General features: G+C 34.9%; 12 protein-coding genes. 10 read left to right on the plus strand and 2 right to left on the minus strand.

Annotated elements, in window-relative coordinates; genetic code table 11:
- Positions 1-103: 103 nt before the first annotated feature.
- Both EAH81_RS15745 and EAH81_RS15750 read left to right on the plus strand, forming a co-directional pair.
- Positions 104-1,390, plus strand: a complete 1,287-nt coding sequence (locus tag EAH81_RS15745) for a Glu/Leu/Phe/Val family dehydrogenase (RefSeq protein ID WP_194150827.1) — start codon at positions 104-106, stop codon at positions 1,388-1,390.
- Positions 1,391-1,645: 255 nt separating this feature from the next.
- The gene (locus tag EAH81_RS15750; protein WP_140508789.1) at positions 1,646-2,869 is read left to right on the plus strand and encodes a sterol desaturase family protein; all 1,224 of its coding nucleotides are present in this window, start codon (positions 1,646-1,648) and stop codon (positions 2,867-2,869) included.
- A gap of 124 nt (positions 2,870-2,993) precedes the next feature.
- On the opposite strand, the gene EAH81_RS15755 is transcribed toward EAH81_RS15750, so the two are convergent.
- Entirely contained in the window at positions 2,994-4,592 is a 1,599-nt protein-coding gene (locus EAH81_RS15755; RefSeq protein WP_140508791.1) for a DUF6377 domain-containing protein, read from the minus strand.
- Positions 4,593-5,066: 474 nt separating this feature from the next.
- Between EAH81_RS15755 and EAH81_RS15760 the strand changes: the two genes are divergently transcribed.
- The 6 genes from EAH81_RS15760 (at position 5,067) to EAH81_RS15785 (ending at position 15,060) form a co-directional block, all read left to right on the plus strand.
- Positions 5,067-5,591 (plus strand): DUF5004 domain-containing protein, encoded by a 525-nt coding sequence (locus EAH81_RS15760; RefSeq protein ID WP_140508793.1) that lies wholly within the window; start codon positions 5,067-5,069, stop codon positions 5,589-5,591.
- An 8-nt stretch (positions 5,592-5,599) separates the two neighbouring features.
- Positions 5,600-6,682 carry a hypothetical protein gene (locus EAH81_RS15765; RefSeq protein ID WP_140508796.1) on the plus strand — a complete coding sequence of 361 codons (1,083 nt, stop codon included), beginning with the start codon at positions 5,600-5,602 and terminating at the stop codon, positions 6,680-6,682.
- A gap of 121 nt (positions 6,683-6,803) precedes the next feature.
- Positions 6,804-9,824 (plus strand): SusC/RagA family TonB-linked outer membrane protein, encoded by a 3,021-nt coding sequence (locus tag EAH81_RS15770; RefSeq protein ID WP_194150828.1) that lies wholly within the window; start codon positions 6,804-6,806, stop codon positions 9,822-9,824.
- 25 nt (positions 9,825-9,849) lie between these two features.
- A complete protein-coding gene (locus tag EAH81_RS15775; RefSeq protein ID WP_140508799.1) occupies positions 9,850-11,364 on the plus strand; it encodes a RagB/SusD family nutrient uptake outer membrane protein in 1,515 nt (504 codons plus the stop codon).
- A gap of 398 nt (positions 11,365-11,762) precedes the next feature.
- Positions 11,763-13,010, plus strand: coding sequence for a glycoside hydrolase family 71/99-like protein (locus tag EAH81_RS15780; RefSeq protein WP_140508801.1), 1,248 nt, complete (start codon positions 11,763-11,765; stop codon positions 13,008-13,010).
- 25 nt (positions 13,011-13,035) lie between these two features.
- Positions 13,036-15,060 (plus strand): glycoside hydrolase family 97 protein, encoded by a 2,025-nt coding sequence (locus tag EAH81_RS15785; protein WP_140508803.1) that lies wholly within the window; start codon positions 13,036-13,038, stop codon positions 15,058-15,060.
- Positions 15,061-15,582: 522 nt separating this feature from the next.
- On the opposite strand, the gene EAH81_RS15790 is transcribed toward EAH81_RS15785, so the two are convergent.
- Positions 15,583-16,500 carry a hypothetical protein gene (locus EAH81_RS15790; RefSeq protein WP_140508806.1) on the minus strand — a complete coding sequence of 306 codons (918 nt, stop codon included), beginning with the start codon at positions 16,498-16,500 and terminating at the stop codon, positions 15,583-15,585.
- 170 nt (positions 16,501-16,670) lie between these two features.
- Here EAH81_RS15790 and EAH81_RS15795 point away from each other — a divergent pair, with 170 nt between their 5' ends.
- Together EAH81_RS15795 and EAH81_RS15800 are read left to right on the plus strand one after the other, a co-directional pair.
- Positions 16,671-17,135: a MarR family winged helix-turn-helix transcriptional regulator gene (locus EAH81_RS15795; RefSeq protein ID WP_140508808.1), complete on the plus strand. Its 465-nt coding sequence runs from the start codon at positions 16,671-16,673 to the stop codon at positions 17,133-17,135.
- Positions 17,136-17,375: 240 nt separating this feature from the next.
- Positions 17,376-18,797, plus strand: a complete 1,422-nt coding sequence (locus tag EAH81_RS15800) for an MATE family efflux transporter (protein ID WP_140508811.1) — start codon at positions 17,376-17,378, stop codon at positions 18,795-18,797.
- Positions 18,798-19,446 lie beyond the last annotated feature (649 nt).

The following is a 19,446-nucleotide window of genomic DNA, read 5'->3' on the forward strand; positions in this document are numbered from 1 at the left end:
AGTAATTATGGATAAAATAAATGCTTTTTTGAGAACAGTTCAGAAAGTGTTTAAAATGGACAAAAATCTAAATCACACAAACCCAAATTAAAAGATATATATTATGAGTGCAGAAATTATAAAACAGAATCCCTTTCAATCGATGATTGATCGTTTTAATATCGCGGCGGATATTCTTAATCTTGATGAATCAATCAGGCAAAAATTACAACGACCGGAAAAACAAATCGTAGTTAATTTTGCCATTACATTAGACAACGGGACAATTCAAAATTTTGAAGGATATCGCGTGATTCACAATACAGCTTTAGGACCATCAAAAGGAGGAATCCGTTATGATTTAGCCGTAAATCTTGATGAAGTAAAAGCGCTTGCAGCCTGGATGACCTGGAAATCTGCAGTAACAGGAATTCCGTTTGGAGGAGCAAAAGGCGGAATTATTTGTGATCCAAGAACACTTTCTAAATCCGAATTAGAAAAAATTACAAGAGCTTATACAAAAGCATTAGCAGATATTTTTGGACCTGAAAAAGACGTTCCCGCACCGGACATGGGAACAGGTCCTGACGAAATGGGCTGGTTAATGGATGAATTTTCATTGGTACACGGTAAAACAATTCACGCCGTAGTTACCGGAAAACATTTACATTCCGGAGGTTCATTGGGTAGAGTAGAAGCAACAGGAAGAGGCGTAAGTATTATTACGTTATTGGCACTTCAGAAATTAAGACTAAGACCGGCAAGATCAACTGTTGCCATTCAGGGATTTGGAAATGTAGGATTGCATTCGGCTTTATTTTTATTCGAAAAAGGATTAAAAGTTGTTGCCGTAAGTGATGTTTCTGAAGCTTTTTACAACCCTGACGGACTTAATATTCCAGAGTTGATTCTGTATTACAACCTAAACAATAAAAGCATAAAGGGATATCCAAATTCTGTTGCAATAAAACATGAAGAATTATTGCTTTTGGATATTGATGTATTAATTCCGGCGGCAAAAGAAGATGTGATTACGCAAAAGAACGCCAATGCTATTCGTGCCAAAATTATAGTCGAAGGTGCAAACGGACCCGTTTCATCTGATGCTGATAAAATATTGCATGATAATAATGTTTTGGTGGTTCCTGATATTTTGGCAAATGCAGGAGGAGTAACCGTTTCGTATTTTGAGTGGTTGCAAAACTCGCTTTTGGAATCATGGAGAATTCACCAAATTAATACTCGTCTGGAAGATATTCTTGAAAAAGGTTTTGAAACCGTTTTTAGAATTGCACTTAAACATAATGTTACGCCGCGTATTGCAGCTTACGTTATTGCTTTGCAAAAAGTAGCCGATACACAATCTGTAAAAGAAGTAGCATTGGAAGCTCCAAAATACAGACAAAATTAAAACTTGTTGAATTGGAATAAATATTTAACACATAGAGACATAGATTTTATGATTTTGAAAAAGGTAAATCAAAAAGAAACTCATTTCTCACACATAGTCCCGATCCCGAAACTTCGGGACGGGATGTGTTAATGTAAGTGAAACGCCTTTTTCAAAATCATAAAATCTATGTCTCTATGCGTTAAAAAATAATTGCGCGGACAGGTTAAATAGATTTCAAAACTTGTAAAATAAATCAAAAAAGTAATTTTTAAAATGAAACATATTAATTTTCTAGCTTTTGCAATGCCCGCTTTTTTTCTATTCTTATTTTTAGAATATAAATTAGCGCAGCGCAAAAAGAGACCGGAAATTTTTAATTACGAAAGCTCAGTGTCTAATATCAGCATTGGTATTGCGGAGCGATTGATCAATTTATTTGTAGCCGCAAGCTTCTATCAATTATATTATTTGATCTATGACAATTATAGAATTTTTGATATTCCAAGTAATGTTTTTGTGTGGATCGCACTAATTCTTGCAACAGATTTTGTCTGGTATTGGTATCACAGATTGGGGCATGAAGTCAATTTTTTCTGGGCAGCACATATTGTACATCATCATAGCGAAGAATTTAATTTTACGGCCGCCGCCAGAATTACAACTTTTCAGGCGATTGTCCGAACCGGATTTTGGTGCGTTTTGCCTTTTGCCGGTTTTCAACCTTCGATGGTGATTACAATGCTTATTGTTCACGGTGCATATTCTTTTTTTACACATACACAGCTTATCGGTAAAATAAAATGGCTGGAATATGTTTTTGTGACGCCTTCAGTTCATGGAATTCATCATGCATCTGATGAGAAATATTTAGACAAAAATTACGGCGATATGTTTACTTTTTGGGATCGTATTTTTGGAACTTTCCAGGAAGAAGAAGAAAGACCAAAATATGGATTAACGCATCCGCTAAAAAGCTATAGTTTCTTATGGCAGCATTTTCATTATTACTTCGAAATTTATGAATTATGGAAACGCTCAAAAGGTTTTAAGGAAAAATGGAAAGCCGTTTTTGGAAGTCCCGCGCACATGGATCAGGATATTCGGCCTATATTAGAAAAGCGTTTTTTGCAGGATAAAGCCAATCCGCATCAAAGACTGAGGTTTAGGAATTATCTCTATATTCAATTAGGGTTGTGTACTTTGGTTTTAACCATTTTTACCTATTATTTTGATCTGTTGAATATGCTGGATAAACTTTTTGTGCTTTCTATTATCCTGATTACTTTAATCAATTGTGGTGCTTTGTTAGAACAGCGAAAGTGGATGTATTATCTGGAATATGCCCGTATTTTTATCATTACAACTTATTTTTTATACGAAGAAAATATGCAGACCTTTTTCTTTGTTCCGCTAGCAATTATGATTTTTGTTGAACAGCTTTTCTCTCTTGGAAAGAGATATCAAAACGTGATCCTTCAATTAGAGCCTTTAGAATAAAAAAGTTAGCCACGAATTTCACGAATTTCACTAATTATTTTTTATAATTAAATGCAATCTGAGGAAGTATCACACAGAATAATTAGTGGAAATTAGTGGAAATTAGTGGCGAAAAAACTTTGATTTATATCGTTTTAATCGCCATAATTTTCTCTTCAAAAGTATCTTTAAAATCTGATTTGCTTTTGATTCTGGTTTTGTACGTGTAGATTGTAGCCACAGAAAGTTCCAGAAATTCTGCCATTTGACTACTGTCCTGAATTCCTAATCGGTATAAAGCAAAAATGCGAAGTTCAGTATTCAAAAGTTCGCCTTTTTTGACAATACATTTGTGATCATTTGGAAATAAATGATTGAAATCTGTCACAAAAGTGGGGAATAACTTCAGGAAAATTTCATCAAATTGATGGAAAAGATTCTCGCGTTCTTCCTTTACATTATAACGTTTCAAGCTCGCAATAACTTCATCCGTTTTCTTGGTGATGATTTTATGTAATGTACTTTTCTGAATATGATCTATCTTATTGATGAAAGCCGAAGTTGCCTTGATAAAATACGTAATATATTCTTCCTTAATCGCATTGGCTTCACTCAAACTTCTATTCATTTCCTGAAGCTGTGCATAAGACGAAGCCATTATTTTTCGGGCTTTATTTCTTTCTTTTAATTGTTTGAAAATAATTATCGAAAACAAAACGATAATTATCGTTAGAATGGTTAACAGAATAATGATCTTTTCGAGCTTATCATTTTTGTCTTTTACATTATTCAGCTGCGCTTTTTCGATAATTGGTAATATGGACGAAATTTCAATTTTACGATGTCTTGCATTATAAAATGTTGCATCATCCATGGCAATGTTAATATACTCGTTGGCTTTGTCGAGATAACCCATTTTAAAGAGTTCATTGGCAAGATTTCTTAGCGCAACAGTTTCTTTCGTGGCATTTTTAACATCAGCTATTGCAGCGAGGGCAAGATATTGAATGGCCTTTTTGGTATATCCTCTTTCCGAATAAATATAACCTAAACTTGAGGTTGCAATACCGTAATAATCCGGTGGTAAATCATAATTATTGATCCAATAGCTGAACGCAAATTCGGCGCCACGCCAATCCTGCTGTTTTAAACGTTTTAAACTTTCGGCGGCCCAATATTCGTTAGTATTAGTGCCAATGAGTTCCAGTGCTTTTTTTAGATAGTGATTTCCTTGCTGTACATAATGAATATTAAAACGCTGATCGCGATTATAATCGGCGAGGTCATAATAAGCGCGGGCTTTGATGGAATAAAATTCGAATTTATGTTTCTGATCCAGTTTTTTGTCGTCAATAACATTCAGAGTATCTATAGCTTCTTTAAAAAGTCCGGACGAAAGCAATACAAAACCTTCTTTAATTCGGCTTTTAGCCAGGTATTTTGGGTCTTTTAAAACAATCGCTTTTATTTTGGCTTCTTCGAGATAATAATAAGCGGAGTCATATTTAAAAGATTTATACTCTTCAAATAGTGACATATAAGTATTGTACAATTGCTCGTTGTTTTGACTTACCGTAAATTTTGAAACATTTCTTTTTAATGCTTCAATTTTATGATACTTCTGTTTTAAGTACACCTCTTTTTTGAGCAGTACTCTATCTAATTCTTCTAGAACAGGATTTGTCTCTTTCGCAGTTAGAGAAAAACCCGCAATGAAAAAATATAGAATTAATATTCTTTGCATGGTTTGGTTTGGTTTAGGGTAAATTGTTTAGTTCAGTTTGAGTTAATTCGTTTTTTAATTCAAATTTAGTCTAAGAGTTGATGAATAGCAACTTTTAGAATAGGTAACTTCTTTCTAAAGTGCATCTAAAAAGGAAGTTAAGTCCGTTAAAATGGTTTTGAAATGTTAAAAGTGGTTTAATAACTTGCAATTATACAATAAAAAGCTAATAAATATATGTATAGTGAAAAAATAATATGATTTAATTTTCATATTGTCATTTTTGCCATTATTTATATGCATTTTTCATCTATACAATACCTWGATTTTTGTAAATATAGAAAAATCATAATCGATTGATTATTAACTATGTAGTGTTTATTTTATCCGAATTTCATCTTGATTTTTCACAGATTAGTTTTTTTAGATTTATTTAACATCTAGTTTCGTGCTGTCCTTTTAAAGGGATAAAAAACTAACAAAAACCACAATTTTATGAGATGTAAAAGTATTTATTGGTTAGCTGTTATTATGTGTCTATTTGCCATTGGCTGTGACAATACAGATGACGGGAGCTACGTTGATCCGATTACCATTTACGAGAAAGTAAACGGAAACTGGGGATTAACAAATTTGAAAATGGTTGATGAATTTGCGAAGGCAAATAAGATTGAACCAAACGAACAAAACTTGAGTACCTATTTTAACTACGAAGATTTTAAAATCAAATTCAATGTAGACGAAAAAAACGTACCAACAAGTTATGAAGTGACAGGCGATGTTCCTGCCTTATTTGCTCCAAAAGGATTTTGGCAATTAAGCACAGCCTTTCAACAAACAACCGGAAACGGTCCTGCAAAAATCTACTTGTATAGTGATGCTCAAAAAACTCAAAAAACTGATGAACTTATATTGACTTCCGTTCCGGGTAAAAGTGGAGAAATGGAGTTTCAATTGGTACACTCTTCAGGAGGCAGTCCGTTCGTGTCTTATGTATTCAAATTAAATGTTATTAATTAAAAAGTAATATGAAAAAATTTATATATACAATTTTACTTGCCCTTTTGATGGCTCCTAATTTTATGAAGGCGCAAGAAGCTGCGGGAGCTGTAGGTGCAATGTCATCATTTCCGGTAGTGTACAAATATGATGAAAAGGTAACCTGGTATTTTGATCTTTCAGGAACCACATTTGCAGAAACCGAGGATCTTTATCTCTGGATGTGGTCACCATCTGAACCGGATGCAGGAAACTGGGAAAACTCTTCTGATTTTGCAAAATTACATTATGAAGGTGATAAAGTTTGGAGTTTTACTTTGACTCCAACAACGTATTTTTCTAAAACCCCGGATGAAATTGCAGCAAGCGCAGGATTTTGGTTTCGTTTAAAAAACAAAAACGGATCTAAACAAAGCGAAGTGGCGAATGTGCCATACACTGATTTTTCATCATTTTACACTGCGAATGAGCTGATCAGAGCTTATCCAACAAAACCAACTATTGATAAAGGAGTAAGTATTTTGTTTAATGCTAATCTAATTCCGGGATTTGCCGGTGCTTCAAGTGTGCACATCCATAGCGGATTGAACGATTGGGATCTTAAACAAGAATATCAATCATGGTTACCGGATATTGTAGAAAAAACAAAGCTAAAAGATTTAGGAAACGGTTTTTATAAAATGGATTTGGTTCCAAAAACATATTACAATGCTCCGGACGGTTACGAGATGAAAAATTTAGTTTTTCTGATGGTAAAAGACGATTGGGCAGCAACAACTCCGGATCAGGTTTTGTATGCAGGAGCTTATGTACCGCCACCAGCGCCGGTTTTTGGATTTTTTCCATTGCAAATCAGTCAAAAAGATTTTCTTGGTATGTCAAGAAAAAATAATGAATCAGGTGTAAACAAATTGATCTACACAATTACTGCGGGAAGTAAAATTATTACCGGAGAATTTACAGGTGGAACGGCTGAGATAAAAGGATTTGTCAATTTGGTTTCAGAACTTAATGGTATTGCGAATTTAACTGAGATTCATGTTTTGGTAAAAGACAATAAAGACAAAACGATTTCGGATACGACGATGCCTCTTAAAACTTTAGACAAATAATTCACTATCAAATTAGAACATCAATTCTAATGAAATGAGCATAATCCAAAAATTGGTCATAAAACGAATAATGGCTATGCGAATTACATATGACCGATAAAAAAATAATAAATAACTAGATATGAATAGTAAAAATAAAAAAATAGTCCTACAGCAAATGTGGACTACTAAATCGCTGGTATTCATGATTTTCATGCTTTTTCTTTCGGCAGGAATGTTTGCTCAGGGAAAAAAGCATGTAACAGGTACCGTTTATGACAACACAGGAAATGTGTTGCCCGGTGCTTCAATCATAGAGACGGGTACGAGAAATGCCACTACAACAGATTTTGACGGAAAATTTGTGCTGGATGTAGCCGTAGGAGGTTCTATTGAAGTTTCTTTTATTGGTTCAACCACACAAAAAGTTCAAATTACCGAAGCTACAAAAGCAAATATAGACGTTCGTTTACAAAACGATGGTTATCAGCTTGCGGAGGTTCAGGTAGTTTCTGTGGGATATGGAACTCAAAAGAAATCAGATTTAACGGGAGCTATTTCTTCGCTTAAAGCGGATGATTTAGTAAAAGGATCAATCTCTTCTACAGAACAGGTTTTGCAGGGAAAAGTTGCAGGATTAAGTATAATTCGTCCTTCAGGAGATCCTTCTGCGGGTTCTACAATACGTTTACGTGGAGGAACTTCGCTTACAGCAAGTAACAGTCCGCTTATTGTTGTAGATGGTATTGCGGGTGTTGATATCAATGTGGTTCAACCATCAGATATTAAATCTGTAGACGTATTAAAAGATGCTTCGGCGACAGCCATCTACGGATCAAGAGGAGCAAATGGAGTAATTATCATTACTACAAAATCAGGAACAAAAGGTGTTTCTGTAGTTTACAGCGGTTTATCAAGCATTGGTTATGTGACAGACAATTTAGATCTTTTATCAGCAAATCAATGGAGAGGATATGTTCGCAGCACCGGAAACAAAGACGCAATTGATTATGGCGGAAATACAAACTGGCAAAAAGCAATTGAGCAAACCGCTATTTCGCAATCACATACTTTGAGTATCAATTCAGGAAAAGCAGATAGTGGTTTTAGAACGTCACTTTCTTACCTGAACAATGAAGGAGTTATCAAAACTACAGGATTGGAAAGATTAAGCGGAAACGTAAGTGCTTACCAATATCTTGGGGATAACAAAGACGTAAAATTTGACATGGGTTTATTTGCAAATGTTGACAAATGGCATCCATTAGATTATAGAGTTTTTGAACGTACTTATAATTTAAATCCAACTATTCCGGTATATGATTCTAATGGAAAGTTTTCGTCTGTAGCCGGAAATATCTACGAAAATCCTGTTGAGATTTTAACAAACAGAACGGTTGATAACGAAAGACACAGATTGTTAGGATATTTTAAAACAGAAGTAAAGTTCTTAAATGATTTTACTGCTGTAGGGAATATTTCATACGAACATAATGCAGTAAAAGGAAGTACTTATAAACCAAGTTACGCCGTTATGGAAGGTATAACGGAAGATGGTTATGCTCAAAAAACGTATGCAGAATATGCAAATGCACAAGGAGAACTTTATGTAAATTACAACAAAGTAATTGACAAACACACTATTGGAGCTCTTGCTGGATATTCGTATTTAGAGAATATTTATGAAGGTTTTGGAGCACAGCGCAGCGGTTTTGTTACAGATGCTTTTAGCTACAACAATTTAGGAGCAGGTTACAATTATCGTTTAGGAGATGTTTATTCTTATAAAGGAAAATCAAATTTAGTTTCATTTTATGCACGTGCAAATTATTCTTATGACAGCAAATATTTGTTTACTGCAACAGTAAGACGTGATGGTTCAAGCCGTTTTGGAGAAAACAATAAATGGGGAACTTTCCCATCTGCATCTGCGGCATGGAAAATTTCTAACGAAGAATTTATGAGTTCTACAAAAGGTTGGTTAGACAATTTGAAAGTGAGAGTTGGTTACGGAGTTACCGGTAATCAGGATGGAATTGGTGAATACAAATCGCTTTCGATTTTAGGAGTTGGAAACGATAGTTATTACGATCCTGCAACAGGAACATGGAGTTTGGCTTATTCTCCAAAACAAAACCCGAATCCTGATTTGAAATGGGAATCTACAAAACAATTGAATATTGGTATAGATTTTAGTTTATTCAATAGAATTACAGGATCATTCGAATATTATTCTAAAAACACAGACGATTTATTATATACTTACGAAGTGCCACAACCTCCTTATTTAGTAGGAACAATGTTGGCAAACGTAGGAGAAATGTCTAATAAAGGAGTTGAGCTTACATTGAATGCAGACATCATAAAAGGAGATAAATTTTCATGGAATGCTAATTTAACATTAGGGCACAACGTTCAAAAAATTGAAAAATTATCAAATCCTACTTATAAAACAGACGTAATCTACAGTGGATCATTACACGGATTAGCAGGTATGTCAGGACAATATTCTCAAATTATTGCCGAAGGATATCCAGTTGGAACTTTCTGGGGATTCAGAAATGCGGGACTTGATGCAACGGGTAAAATTCAGTACTATAATGCAGCGGGAACTGTAGTTCCTGAAAGTGCTTTAGTAGATGCTGATAAAACAGATTTAGGAAATATTCAGCCAAAATTGACTATGGGTATCGGAATGAATTTTACGTATGGAAATTTTGATCTTGGTATTTCAGGATACGGAATGTTTGGACAAAAAGCATTAAATGCTACAAATATGATGTTGAATGATCCTAACAGATTGCCAACTTTCAACGTGCCGGATAATTTCTTAAATACAGGAATTACATCTGCTCCAAAATATTCAGATTACTGGATCGAAGATGCTTCATTCTTTAGACTTCAGACACTTTCAGTAGGTTATACGATGCCATTAAAAATAAAATCTTCAAAATTAAGAGTTTATCTTATGGGAGAAAATCTTTTTGTAATTACAGGTTACAAAGGTGTAGATCCTGAAATTGGTTTAAATGCTCAGGACGGAATTAATCAAACAGGAGCAATGGATACAACCGGATTAGCGGCTCCCGGAATTGACAGATACAATAATTATCCTAGACCAACGACAATTTCTGTAGGATTAAATTTCACGTTTAATAATTAAGCGAATTAACTCAAAAATATAAAAAATGAAAATCAAAATAACAGCAGCACTATTCATTAGCATGCTTTTTACGATATCATGTACCAATTTAAATGAGGATTTATATGATAAGGTAGAAGATGGAAATTTTGGAAATACTCCAAAAGAGGTAGATGCATTAGTTGGTGGAGCCTATTCTTCATTAAGAGGATTTGCTGACGGAATATCCAATAATTATCCAACTTCTGAGTATGTATTCTTTCTTGAAGAAACAGTTTCAGATGAAGCTACAATTCCAACAAGAGGTACAAACTGGTACGATGGCGGACAATATCAGGATGCGCAAAAACATACCTGGAAACCGGACAATCGTTTGATTCTTTCGGCTTGGCGTTACAATTACACCGGAATCGCTAAAATCAATTCGATCATTTATCAGGTTGATAAATCGGCATTGACAGATGCGGCGAAAGCTCCAATTTATGCCGAATTAAAAGCATTAAGAGCATATTACTATTATAATCTTTTGGATTTATTTGGAAATGTGCCAATCGTGACGGATTTTCAGGATACTTCTTTACCATCAAATTCGACAAGAAAACAAGTATATGATTTTGTTGAGAAAGAATTGACAGATGCAATTCCGCATTTAACCGGAAACGTGGTTTATTCTAAAATGACAAAAAATGTGGCGTATTCTATATTGGCGAGATTGTATCTAAACTCTGAAGCTTTTATAGGAACAGCACGTTGGCAAGATTGTATCAGTATGTGCCAGAAGATTACAGGTTATACATTGACACCGGATTTCTTTGCCAATTTTGCTACAGAAAATCAAAAATCAACAGAGATTATTTTTGCTATTCCTTACGATTCAAAAGCAGGAACAGTAGGTAATTATATGAATTCAATGTCTTGTCATTACCTTCATAAATTGACAATCTCAGCATCAGGAAATGATTATCCGTGGAGCGCAAACGGAATGTGTGCACAACCGGGAGTTTACTCCGCCTTTGCAGATAAAGATAAAAGAAAGAAATGTATGGTTGCCGGCGATCAGATTAGTGTAGCAACAGGACAGGTTATTTTGATGGATAATGGAGAACCGTTGACCTATACAGAAGAAGTTACAAGTGTAGCCGACGCTAAAGAAAACCAAGGAGTTCGTTTAGGAAAATACGAAATGAAAGCCGGAGAACAATGGGAACGCGATCATGATTTTGTTTTAATTCGTTATGCTGAAATTTTAATGATGCAAGCCGAATGTTACGTTCGTTTAGGATCTCCTGATTTGGCAAAACCATTTTTACAACAAGTAACAGCACGTGCCGGAGAGGAAATGCCTGCAACGATAGATCTTCATTTTATCGATCAGGAATTGCTTAAGGAATTCACATTTGAAGGAAGAAGAAGAACAGATAACATCCGTTTTGGGACTTTCTTTGATGCATGGTGGGAAAAAGGGACAACTGAAAAGTATAGAGCGATATTCCCAATTCCGAGTACGGTTATGACAACAAATAAAAATCTGAAACAGAATCCTGGTTATCCTGTAAATTAGGTTCTAGAATGTCAGTCTTCCATGTTGGTTAGTCGTGGAAGGCTGACATATTTATAATTTTTTAGCCACAGATTAAAAAGATTTTTGTTTCACGCAGATTCGGCAGATTAAGCAGATTTAAATTAAATAAGGTTAAAACTAATCTGCAGAATCTGCTTAAATCAATTTAAATCTGCGTGAAATAATTTTGGACAAAGACTTTAAAATTAATGGTAAAGAATTTTTGTTTCAAGCAGATTCGGCAGATTAAGCAGATTTAAATTAAATAAGGTTAAAACTAATCTGCAAAATCTGCTTAAATCAATTTAAACCTGCGTGAAATAATTTTGGACAAAGACTTTAAAATCAAAAGCAAAAAAAATTAACCGCAATAATCACAAAACAAATATTATCTCAATATGAAAAGATATATCACATTATTGTTTTTTGGGATCATAAGCATTTTCGTCGCCGTAAGTTGCAGCAGCAGCGATGATAAAAGCCCTGATAAACCAACAGAACCAGAAACATTTGAACCAGTTGCAATTGAAAAAACAAATAGCACCAAAATTTACGTTCATTATATGCCTTGGTTTGAAACCAATGAAAGTAGTGCCGATAAAAAATGGGGATATCACTGGACAATGGCAAACAAAAATCCAAACATTATAGGAGCAAACGGTCGCAGAGAAATCGCATCCTATTATTATCCACTAATTGGTCCATACCATTCTGGCGATAAAAATGTGATTGAAAATCATTTATTATTGATGAAATATTCTGGAATTGATGGCGTCTTAATCGATTGGTACGGCACATATGATGTCAATGATTACCGAATGGTAAAAGAAAACACAGAGCAATTAATTGCAATGTTGGACAAAGTTGGTCTTGAATATGCGATTGTGTACGAAGACAGAGTTACTAAAAATGCAGTAGATGCAGGAAAAGCAATCTCAGTAACCGCAGCCGCAAAAACAGATTTGGCGTACATGCAAAACAACTATTTTGATGATAAAAATTACATCAAAATAAACGGAAAACCATTGTTGCTAAATTTTGGTCCAATAATATTGCAAACTCCCGCAGAGTGGACAAACGTTTTTAATACCTTGACTACAAAACCTACTTTTTTAACCCTTTGGGATCAATCAATAGAAGCTGGAGATAATGCTTCGGGCGAATATGCCTGGGTATTTAAAAACAGCACTTATTTGACCAATTTTTATACCAATACAAAACCAAAACTTTCTGTTGCAATGGGAAGTGCTTATCCCGGTTTTAAAGATTTTTATGCCGAAGGTGGTGGTGGAGCGGCAATTGGCTGGACAATAGAACCAAATAATGGAGCTACACTCGATGAAACACTTTCTTTGGCTAAAAATGCAAACTTAAACTACCTGCAATTGATCACCTGGAATGACTTTGGAGAAGGAACAATGTTCGAACCAACAGTAGAATTTGGCTATAGTTATATCGAAAAAGTAAAAACATTTGCCGGCGTAAAAAATACCGAAACGGTTTTTCCGGATATCAGTAAACTTTATAACCTGCGAGTAGAAAAGAAAGGCAGTGCCGATGCCCAGAAAAAATTAGATCAGGCTTTTAATTACTTTGTTTCAATGCAGCCCGCAAAAGCAAAACAGTTAATAAATGAAATTAAATAAGAGTTGTAATTAATACAATTAAATAATGAAAAACATAAAATATAGATACTGTCTAATTGCTTTCGCGTCAATATTAATTTACGCTTGCAGTGCCGGTACTAAAAAAACATATAGAATAAGTTCTCCGGGAAAAAACACCGAATTAGTTTTTGAATTAACCGCTTCAGGTCAGCCTGAATACAGTTTTACGTCTAGTGGAAAATCGGTAATAGAACCTTCTTTGATGGGATTTGAATTTCAGGGAATCTCAAAAATGACTGAAGGTTTTGAAGTGGTTTCCACCGAAGAAAAAACGTCAGATGAAACTTGGGAACAACCTTGGGGAGAATTCAAAAAAGTGAGAGATCATCACAACGAGTTAATTATTCATTTGAAAGAAGCAAAAGGCGAAGAGCGTTTAGTAGATATTATTTTCAGAGTTTTTGATGATGGAGTTGGTTTTAGATACTTTTTCCCGAAACAACCACATTTAGGAAAAGTAAAAATCGCTAATGAAATCACCCAATTCACATTCAAATCAGACAATGATGTTTGGTGGATTCCGGTGCACCGCGAAAACAGTTATTACGAAAGCACGTATCGCAAAACAGCAGTGAGCAAAACAGATACGATCAATACTCCTGCAACTTTTGAAACTAAGGAAAAATTGTATGTGGCAATTCACGAAGCTAATTTGACGGATTTTGCCTCAATGACACTTTTAAAAACAAGTAATAAACAATACAAAAGCGAATTAGTGCCTTGGGCAGACGGTGTAAAAGTATATGCCGAAACTCCTTTTAATACACCTTGGAGAACTATTGTTGTGGGTAAAACTCCGGGAGAAGTTGCAACTTCGACTATTATGCTGAATTTGAATGATCCTTCAAAAATTGAAGATCTTTCGTGGATTACACCTTCAAAATATATTGGGATCTGGTGGGGAATGCACTTAGAGAAATATACTTGGGGACAAGGGCCAAAACATGGGGCGACGACTAAGAATACAAAAGAATACATTGATTTTGCTGCGAAAAACAATTTTGACGGCGTTCTGGTGGAAGGCTGGAACGAGGGCTGGGACGGCGACTGGACTGCCGATGGATCTGCATTTAGTTATACTAAAGCATATCCCGATTTTAATTTAGAAGAGATTACAAAATATGCTGCTATTAAAAATGTTCGTTTAATAGGACATCATGAAACGGCAGGTGCTACAAAAAATTACGAAAACCAATTGGAAGATGCTTTTAAACTGTATCAAAAAATGGGCGTGAATACGGTAAAAACGGGTTATGTAAATAAATATTTAGATAAAAAGGAATGGCACGACAGCCAATACGGAGCACGTCATTACAGAAAAGTAATGGAAACGGCAGCTAAATATCATATTATGATCGATAATCACGAGCCTATAAAAGGAACTGGAATACAAAGAACATATCCAAACTTTATGTCGCAAGAAGGCGGACGTGGACAAGAATACAATGCATGGTCTGTTGATGGCGGAAATACTCCGGAACACTTAACAACTTTGCCTTTTACAAGAATGCTTTCGGGACCATTTGATTACACTCCGGGGAATTTTAATTTTGATTATAAAACACCTTCAGGAGCAAGAGTACAAACCACTCTGGCAAACCAATTGGCATTGTATGTTATCATTTATAGTCCGCTGCAAATGGCATCTGATTTACCTGAAAATTATGAAGGGAAACCTGAATTTGAGTTTGTAAAAGAAGTGCCTTGCAATTGGTCCGATACCAAAGTTTTGGATTCTAAAATAGGAGAATACACTACAATTGCCCGCAAAGACTGGGAAGAAAAAAATTGGTATTTGGGATCTATTACCAATAGCAATGCAAGAGATCTAAAAGTAGCTTTGGCTTTCTTAGATGCAGGAAAAGATTACGAAGCCGAAATTTATACAGATGGAGCAGGAGCAAATTATAAAACAAATCCTTATCCGGTTGCGATTTCAAAACAAAAAGTGAACAGTAAAACAATATTGGATATTAAATTGGCAGCTGGCGGAGGAACAGCTATAAAATTCTCTCCAATCGAGAAATAAGTTAGTAAAGTTTATTTTGAGTTAAGTTGAGTTTGAGCAATGAACCCGATATCTTTTAGAAGGTATCGGGTTTGTTATTTTTGTTCTACCATGTAAGTGATATAAGTTCATTTTAGTTTAGGAAGAAGCAAGGCTTTTTCCGTGAGGAAGTTCCAGAGGAACAAAATATATTGTAGGGATGGATTTTAATCCATCTTACGCATGCAAAATCGCTAATCTTTGCCGAGTAACAAGTGAGATTCTTCGTTCCTCAGAATGACAAACTAGGCTAATTTAATCTGTTTAAAGAATAGTTGTCACTTCGACGCAGGAGAAATCGCACGAGAAATTTCGCATGCAAAATCGCCAATTTTGTCATTTCGACGCAGGAGAAATCACACGTGAAACTCCGCAAAGAAATGTCGACAATCTTTGTCGATTCGCTAGTGTGATTTCTCCTCCGTCGAAATTGACAAGACAGGGATTACCTTGCGTTAGTCAAATTGGAATTTGGAATTTTTTAAAATTTGGAATTTAAATCCTCTAATGTTTATAAAACTTAACGTGATTTCCAAAAGCATACGTTGCAGTAAGCGTTGGACCATTATATCCCCATTTAAAGAACCCGTTTAATCTGTCTTTTTCAGCGTCGACCCTAATGTTTAAGCCAGTGTAACCGGCTGTTAGACTTAAGTTTTGGTAGACATTATATAAAACAGATAAATTATAACTCAAAATACGTCCGTCAATATTATTTATTTTAATGGCAAAATAATTGGTATTTACATAAAGACCCCATTTTTTTGCCAGAACAAATTCTCCCCAAAGCCCAAGATCGGGTAGTGGAGCGGTAAAACCAAAGTCATCGTGATAGCCTATTTGTGCTGTAGCTCCTTCAAGTTTTAAACCAACATCTGCCAGCATAATGTGTGCACCAATAAGTGCTCCAATTTCATATTTAGGTTTTGAGATAAAAGCATATCCATAGGTAATTCGATAAATTTCATTGTCAAGGAACGCAGAAACTGTGGCATTTACCGGATAAGTATGATCACCAAATTCTATTTCTTTTTGAAGGGTTTTTGTTGAGGTTCTTTTTAAATAAAAGTATTCCGCACCCATTCTTGATCTTCTTGAAATTCTCCATTCAAATGCACCTGCAAACGATGTGGTACTTTTTTTAAAACCAAGATCTTTTTCAAAATCGATCTCTTTTCCAAAATTGCCATTATTGCTTCCCACTTCAACTTGTGTGTTATTAGTAGGAAAAAACACTCCGGCGCTAAACTTAAAGCGTCGTCCATGCCACGGTAAATCTCCTGCATCGTAATCCTGAAGTTTTTCTGATGCGTTATTCTGTAAGGTTGGTAAAGTAGTTTCAACGGGAATTTCAGCAGTATTTTGAGCTTGAGCCGAAAACCAAAAAAGGGAAATAATCAATAAAGAAAATATTTTTTTCATAAGATTTATTTTTAAATTTTGGTATAAAATTTTAACACTTAAAGTTAACAAAAAAAATCATTCATTTCATTTTTTTGATTTTATTATTTTATAAAACAATCTGACTATCAGTTCACTATGTGAATTGTTAAAATTAGTTGACATGTCACTCTTTTTTGTAATTTTGTGACATGGAAAAACCAATAACAGATTTTAATGCTTTTAAAGACGGAATTTCGGATAGTTTTTTCTTTCAGATTCATCGAATGAAACGGACTATTTTTCGTCATACAAATGCGCTTATGAATGAAGCAGGAATTAATTTGCAATTAGAACAATTGCCATTAATCATGATTTTACAGCGCAAGAATCTTTCACAAAGAGAACTTTCAGATATGACGATGCGGGATAAATCATCGATTTTAAGAAGTATCAATGCTTTGGAAAAAAAAGCTTTGGTTGAAGTTCAAAAAGACAAAGACGACAAACGAAAGAATATTGTGAGTCTAACTGAAGAAGGAATTAGTTTAGCAAAAAGTATTCGGTTATTAATGAAGAAAGCAGAAGATGAGGTTCTTTCTGTTTTTTCAGCCAAAGAAAGAATAGAAGCTTTGGAAACTATTAGAGGTTATGCTGATAAATTAGATACGCTTTAAAATAGCCCACGGATTTTACGGATTAAACAGATTTTCACAGGTTTATTGAAAAAAGTTCACGACGAATTAAAAAAGAGTTCGCGACGAATTCCACGAATTTTTGCAAATTTTTAAGTACACAGAGCATAATTTAAATGCATATTCGTGAAAATTCGTGGAATTTGTGGCAAAAAGACACAGGTTAAAGAATCATTTTAATCATTTTAATCTGTGGCAAGAAAAATATAAATATTATAAAACATGAACAAAAACGAATTATTAGAAGGTCCGATACTTTCTTCATTATTAAAATTAGCAGTTCCAATTATGATTGCCAATTTACTACAGGCCGCGTATCAATTAGTAGATGCTTTTTGGGTTGGACGTTTGGGCGGAGATGCCGTTGCGGCAGTTTCTGTAAGTACGCCCGTTATCTTTTTGATGATCGCTTTAGGAACAGGTTTGGCAATTGCAGGATCAATTTTGATTGCGCAATACTTTGGTGCAGGACAGCAGGAAATGGTTAATCACGTCGCAGCACAAACACTTTTGATGGTTGTGACGGCTTCAATCATTTTGTCGATTATTGGGTATTGCCTGAGTCCTTATTTCTTGTATTTACTTAAAGTAACGCCACAGGTTTACACGAATGCTTTGGGCTTTATGCGAATTGCATTTATCGGATTGGTTTTTAGTTTTAGCTTCATGATATTTCAATCGGTGATGCGTGGTGTTGGTCGTGTTACTTTGCCGGTATACATTGTGTTAGGAACTGTTATTCTTAATTTCGCCTTAGATCCTTTGTTTATTTTTGGATGGAATTTTATTCCCGCAATGGGAGTAAAAGGAGCAGCTCTGGCAACATTATCGACTCAAAGTCTGGCAATTATTATAGGTTTTGCCATTTTGTTCCGAGGGAAACACGGAATTCATCTGCAATTGAAAGATTTTAAACCGGATTATAAACATATCAGAAAAGCATTTAAAATTGGTTTCCCTTCTTCGATTGAGCAATCGATGCGCGCGATTGGATTAACGGCAATCACATTTTTAATTGTACATTTTGGAACCACAACGGTCGCTTCTTATGGAGCAGGATCTAATTTGATTCAGTTGATTATGATTCCGGCTTTGGGACTTTCGATGGCAATCGCAACTTTGGTTGGACAAAATATTGGAGCGGGAAATATTCTTCGTGCGGGAAAAATTGCCAAACTGGGCGCTTATTTAGGCTTCGGATTACTAACCGGAATTGGCTTAATAGCGTATGCTTTCGCTCCGCATTTCATTGCTTTTTTCGTGCCAAACGAACCCGCAGTTATTGAAGGCGGAACTACTTTTTTAAGAATCACGTGTCTTTCATGGGGATTTCTGGGACTTCAAATGTGTTTATTGGGCGTTTTTAGAGCTGTTGGTAATACAACTTTACCAATGATTTTAACATTGGTTTCGCAATGGGTTTTGCAATTTCCGCTGGCTTATATTTTATCTCATAATACATCCCTTGGAAAAATTGGAATTTGGTGGGCTTTTCCCGTTTCAACAGTTATAACGGCTTTAGTTACTCTCGCAATTTATGCTAAAGGGGATTGGAAGAAAAAAAGATTAACCGGAAAAACAAATAAGCTGATTGATAAAGTGGAAAGCGAAATAGTGAAGGAAGGTTTTGAAATTACTAAGTAAGGTTCAAAGAGACAAAGTTTTTTTTTCGTAGAGACGGACAGCAGTGCGTCTTATAGGATCAAAGGGACAAAGTTTTTAACGTAGAGATGCACAGCAGCGTATCTAATCTTTGTGTGTTAATCTATACGGAGACGCCGTCCTACTGTGTCTGCGGATATTCGTTATCTTTTATTATTAGAAAATAAATGGATTTTACTGTGATTATTAAGACACCTATTAATATTTGTTTTTTGTTCCATCGGAACATTTCATTGGTAGCCAAATAAATACGATATTTTTTTACGTTCCGTAGGAACGTTTGATTTTATAAATAATAATTGTTAAAAACATATATTGATTACGTTTACAATTTCTCAAACGTCCCTACGGGCAATGTCATTAAGTTAAGCTTTTTTTAGATAATTAAGACTGAAAAAAAAATCGCGCAAAGTCGCAAAGCCGCCAAGTTTACATACATTTTCTTTGCGAGTCTGCGACTTTGCGCGAGATTTATTCGGCAATATTCCCTTAACTTAATGACATTGCCTACGGGACGATGTTTCTCTCGATGCATTTTTTTTCTACCGATGAGATGTTCCGATGGAACAAAATCTAAAATATCTTATTTAATCGCATGAGGGATAGAACTCAATGTCATTAAGTTAAGGAA

The sequence above is a fragment of the Flavobacterium pectinovorum genome (assembly GCF_006438875.1).
GTDB classification, from domain to species: Bacteria; Bacteroidota; Bacteroidia; order Flavobacteriales; family Flavobacteriaceae; genus Flavobacterium; species Flavobacterium pectinovorum_A.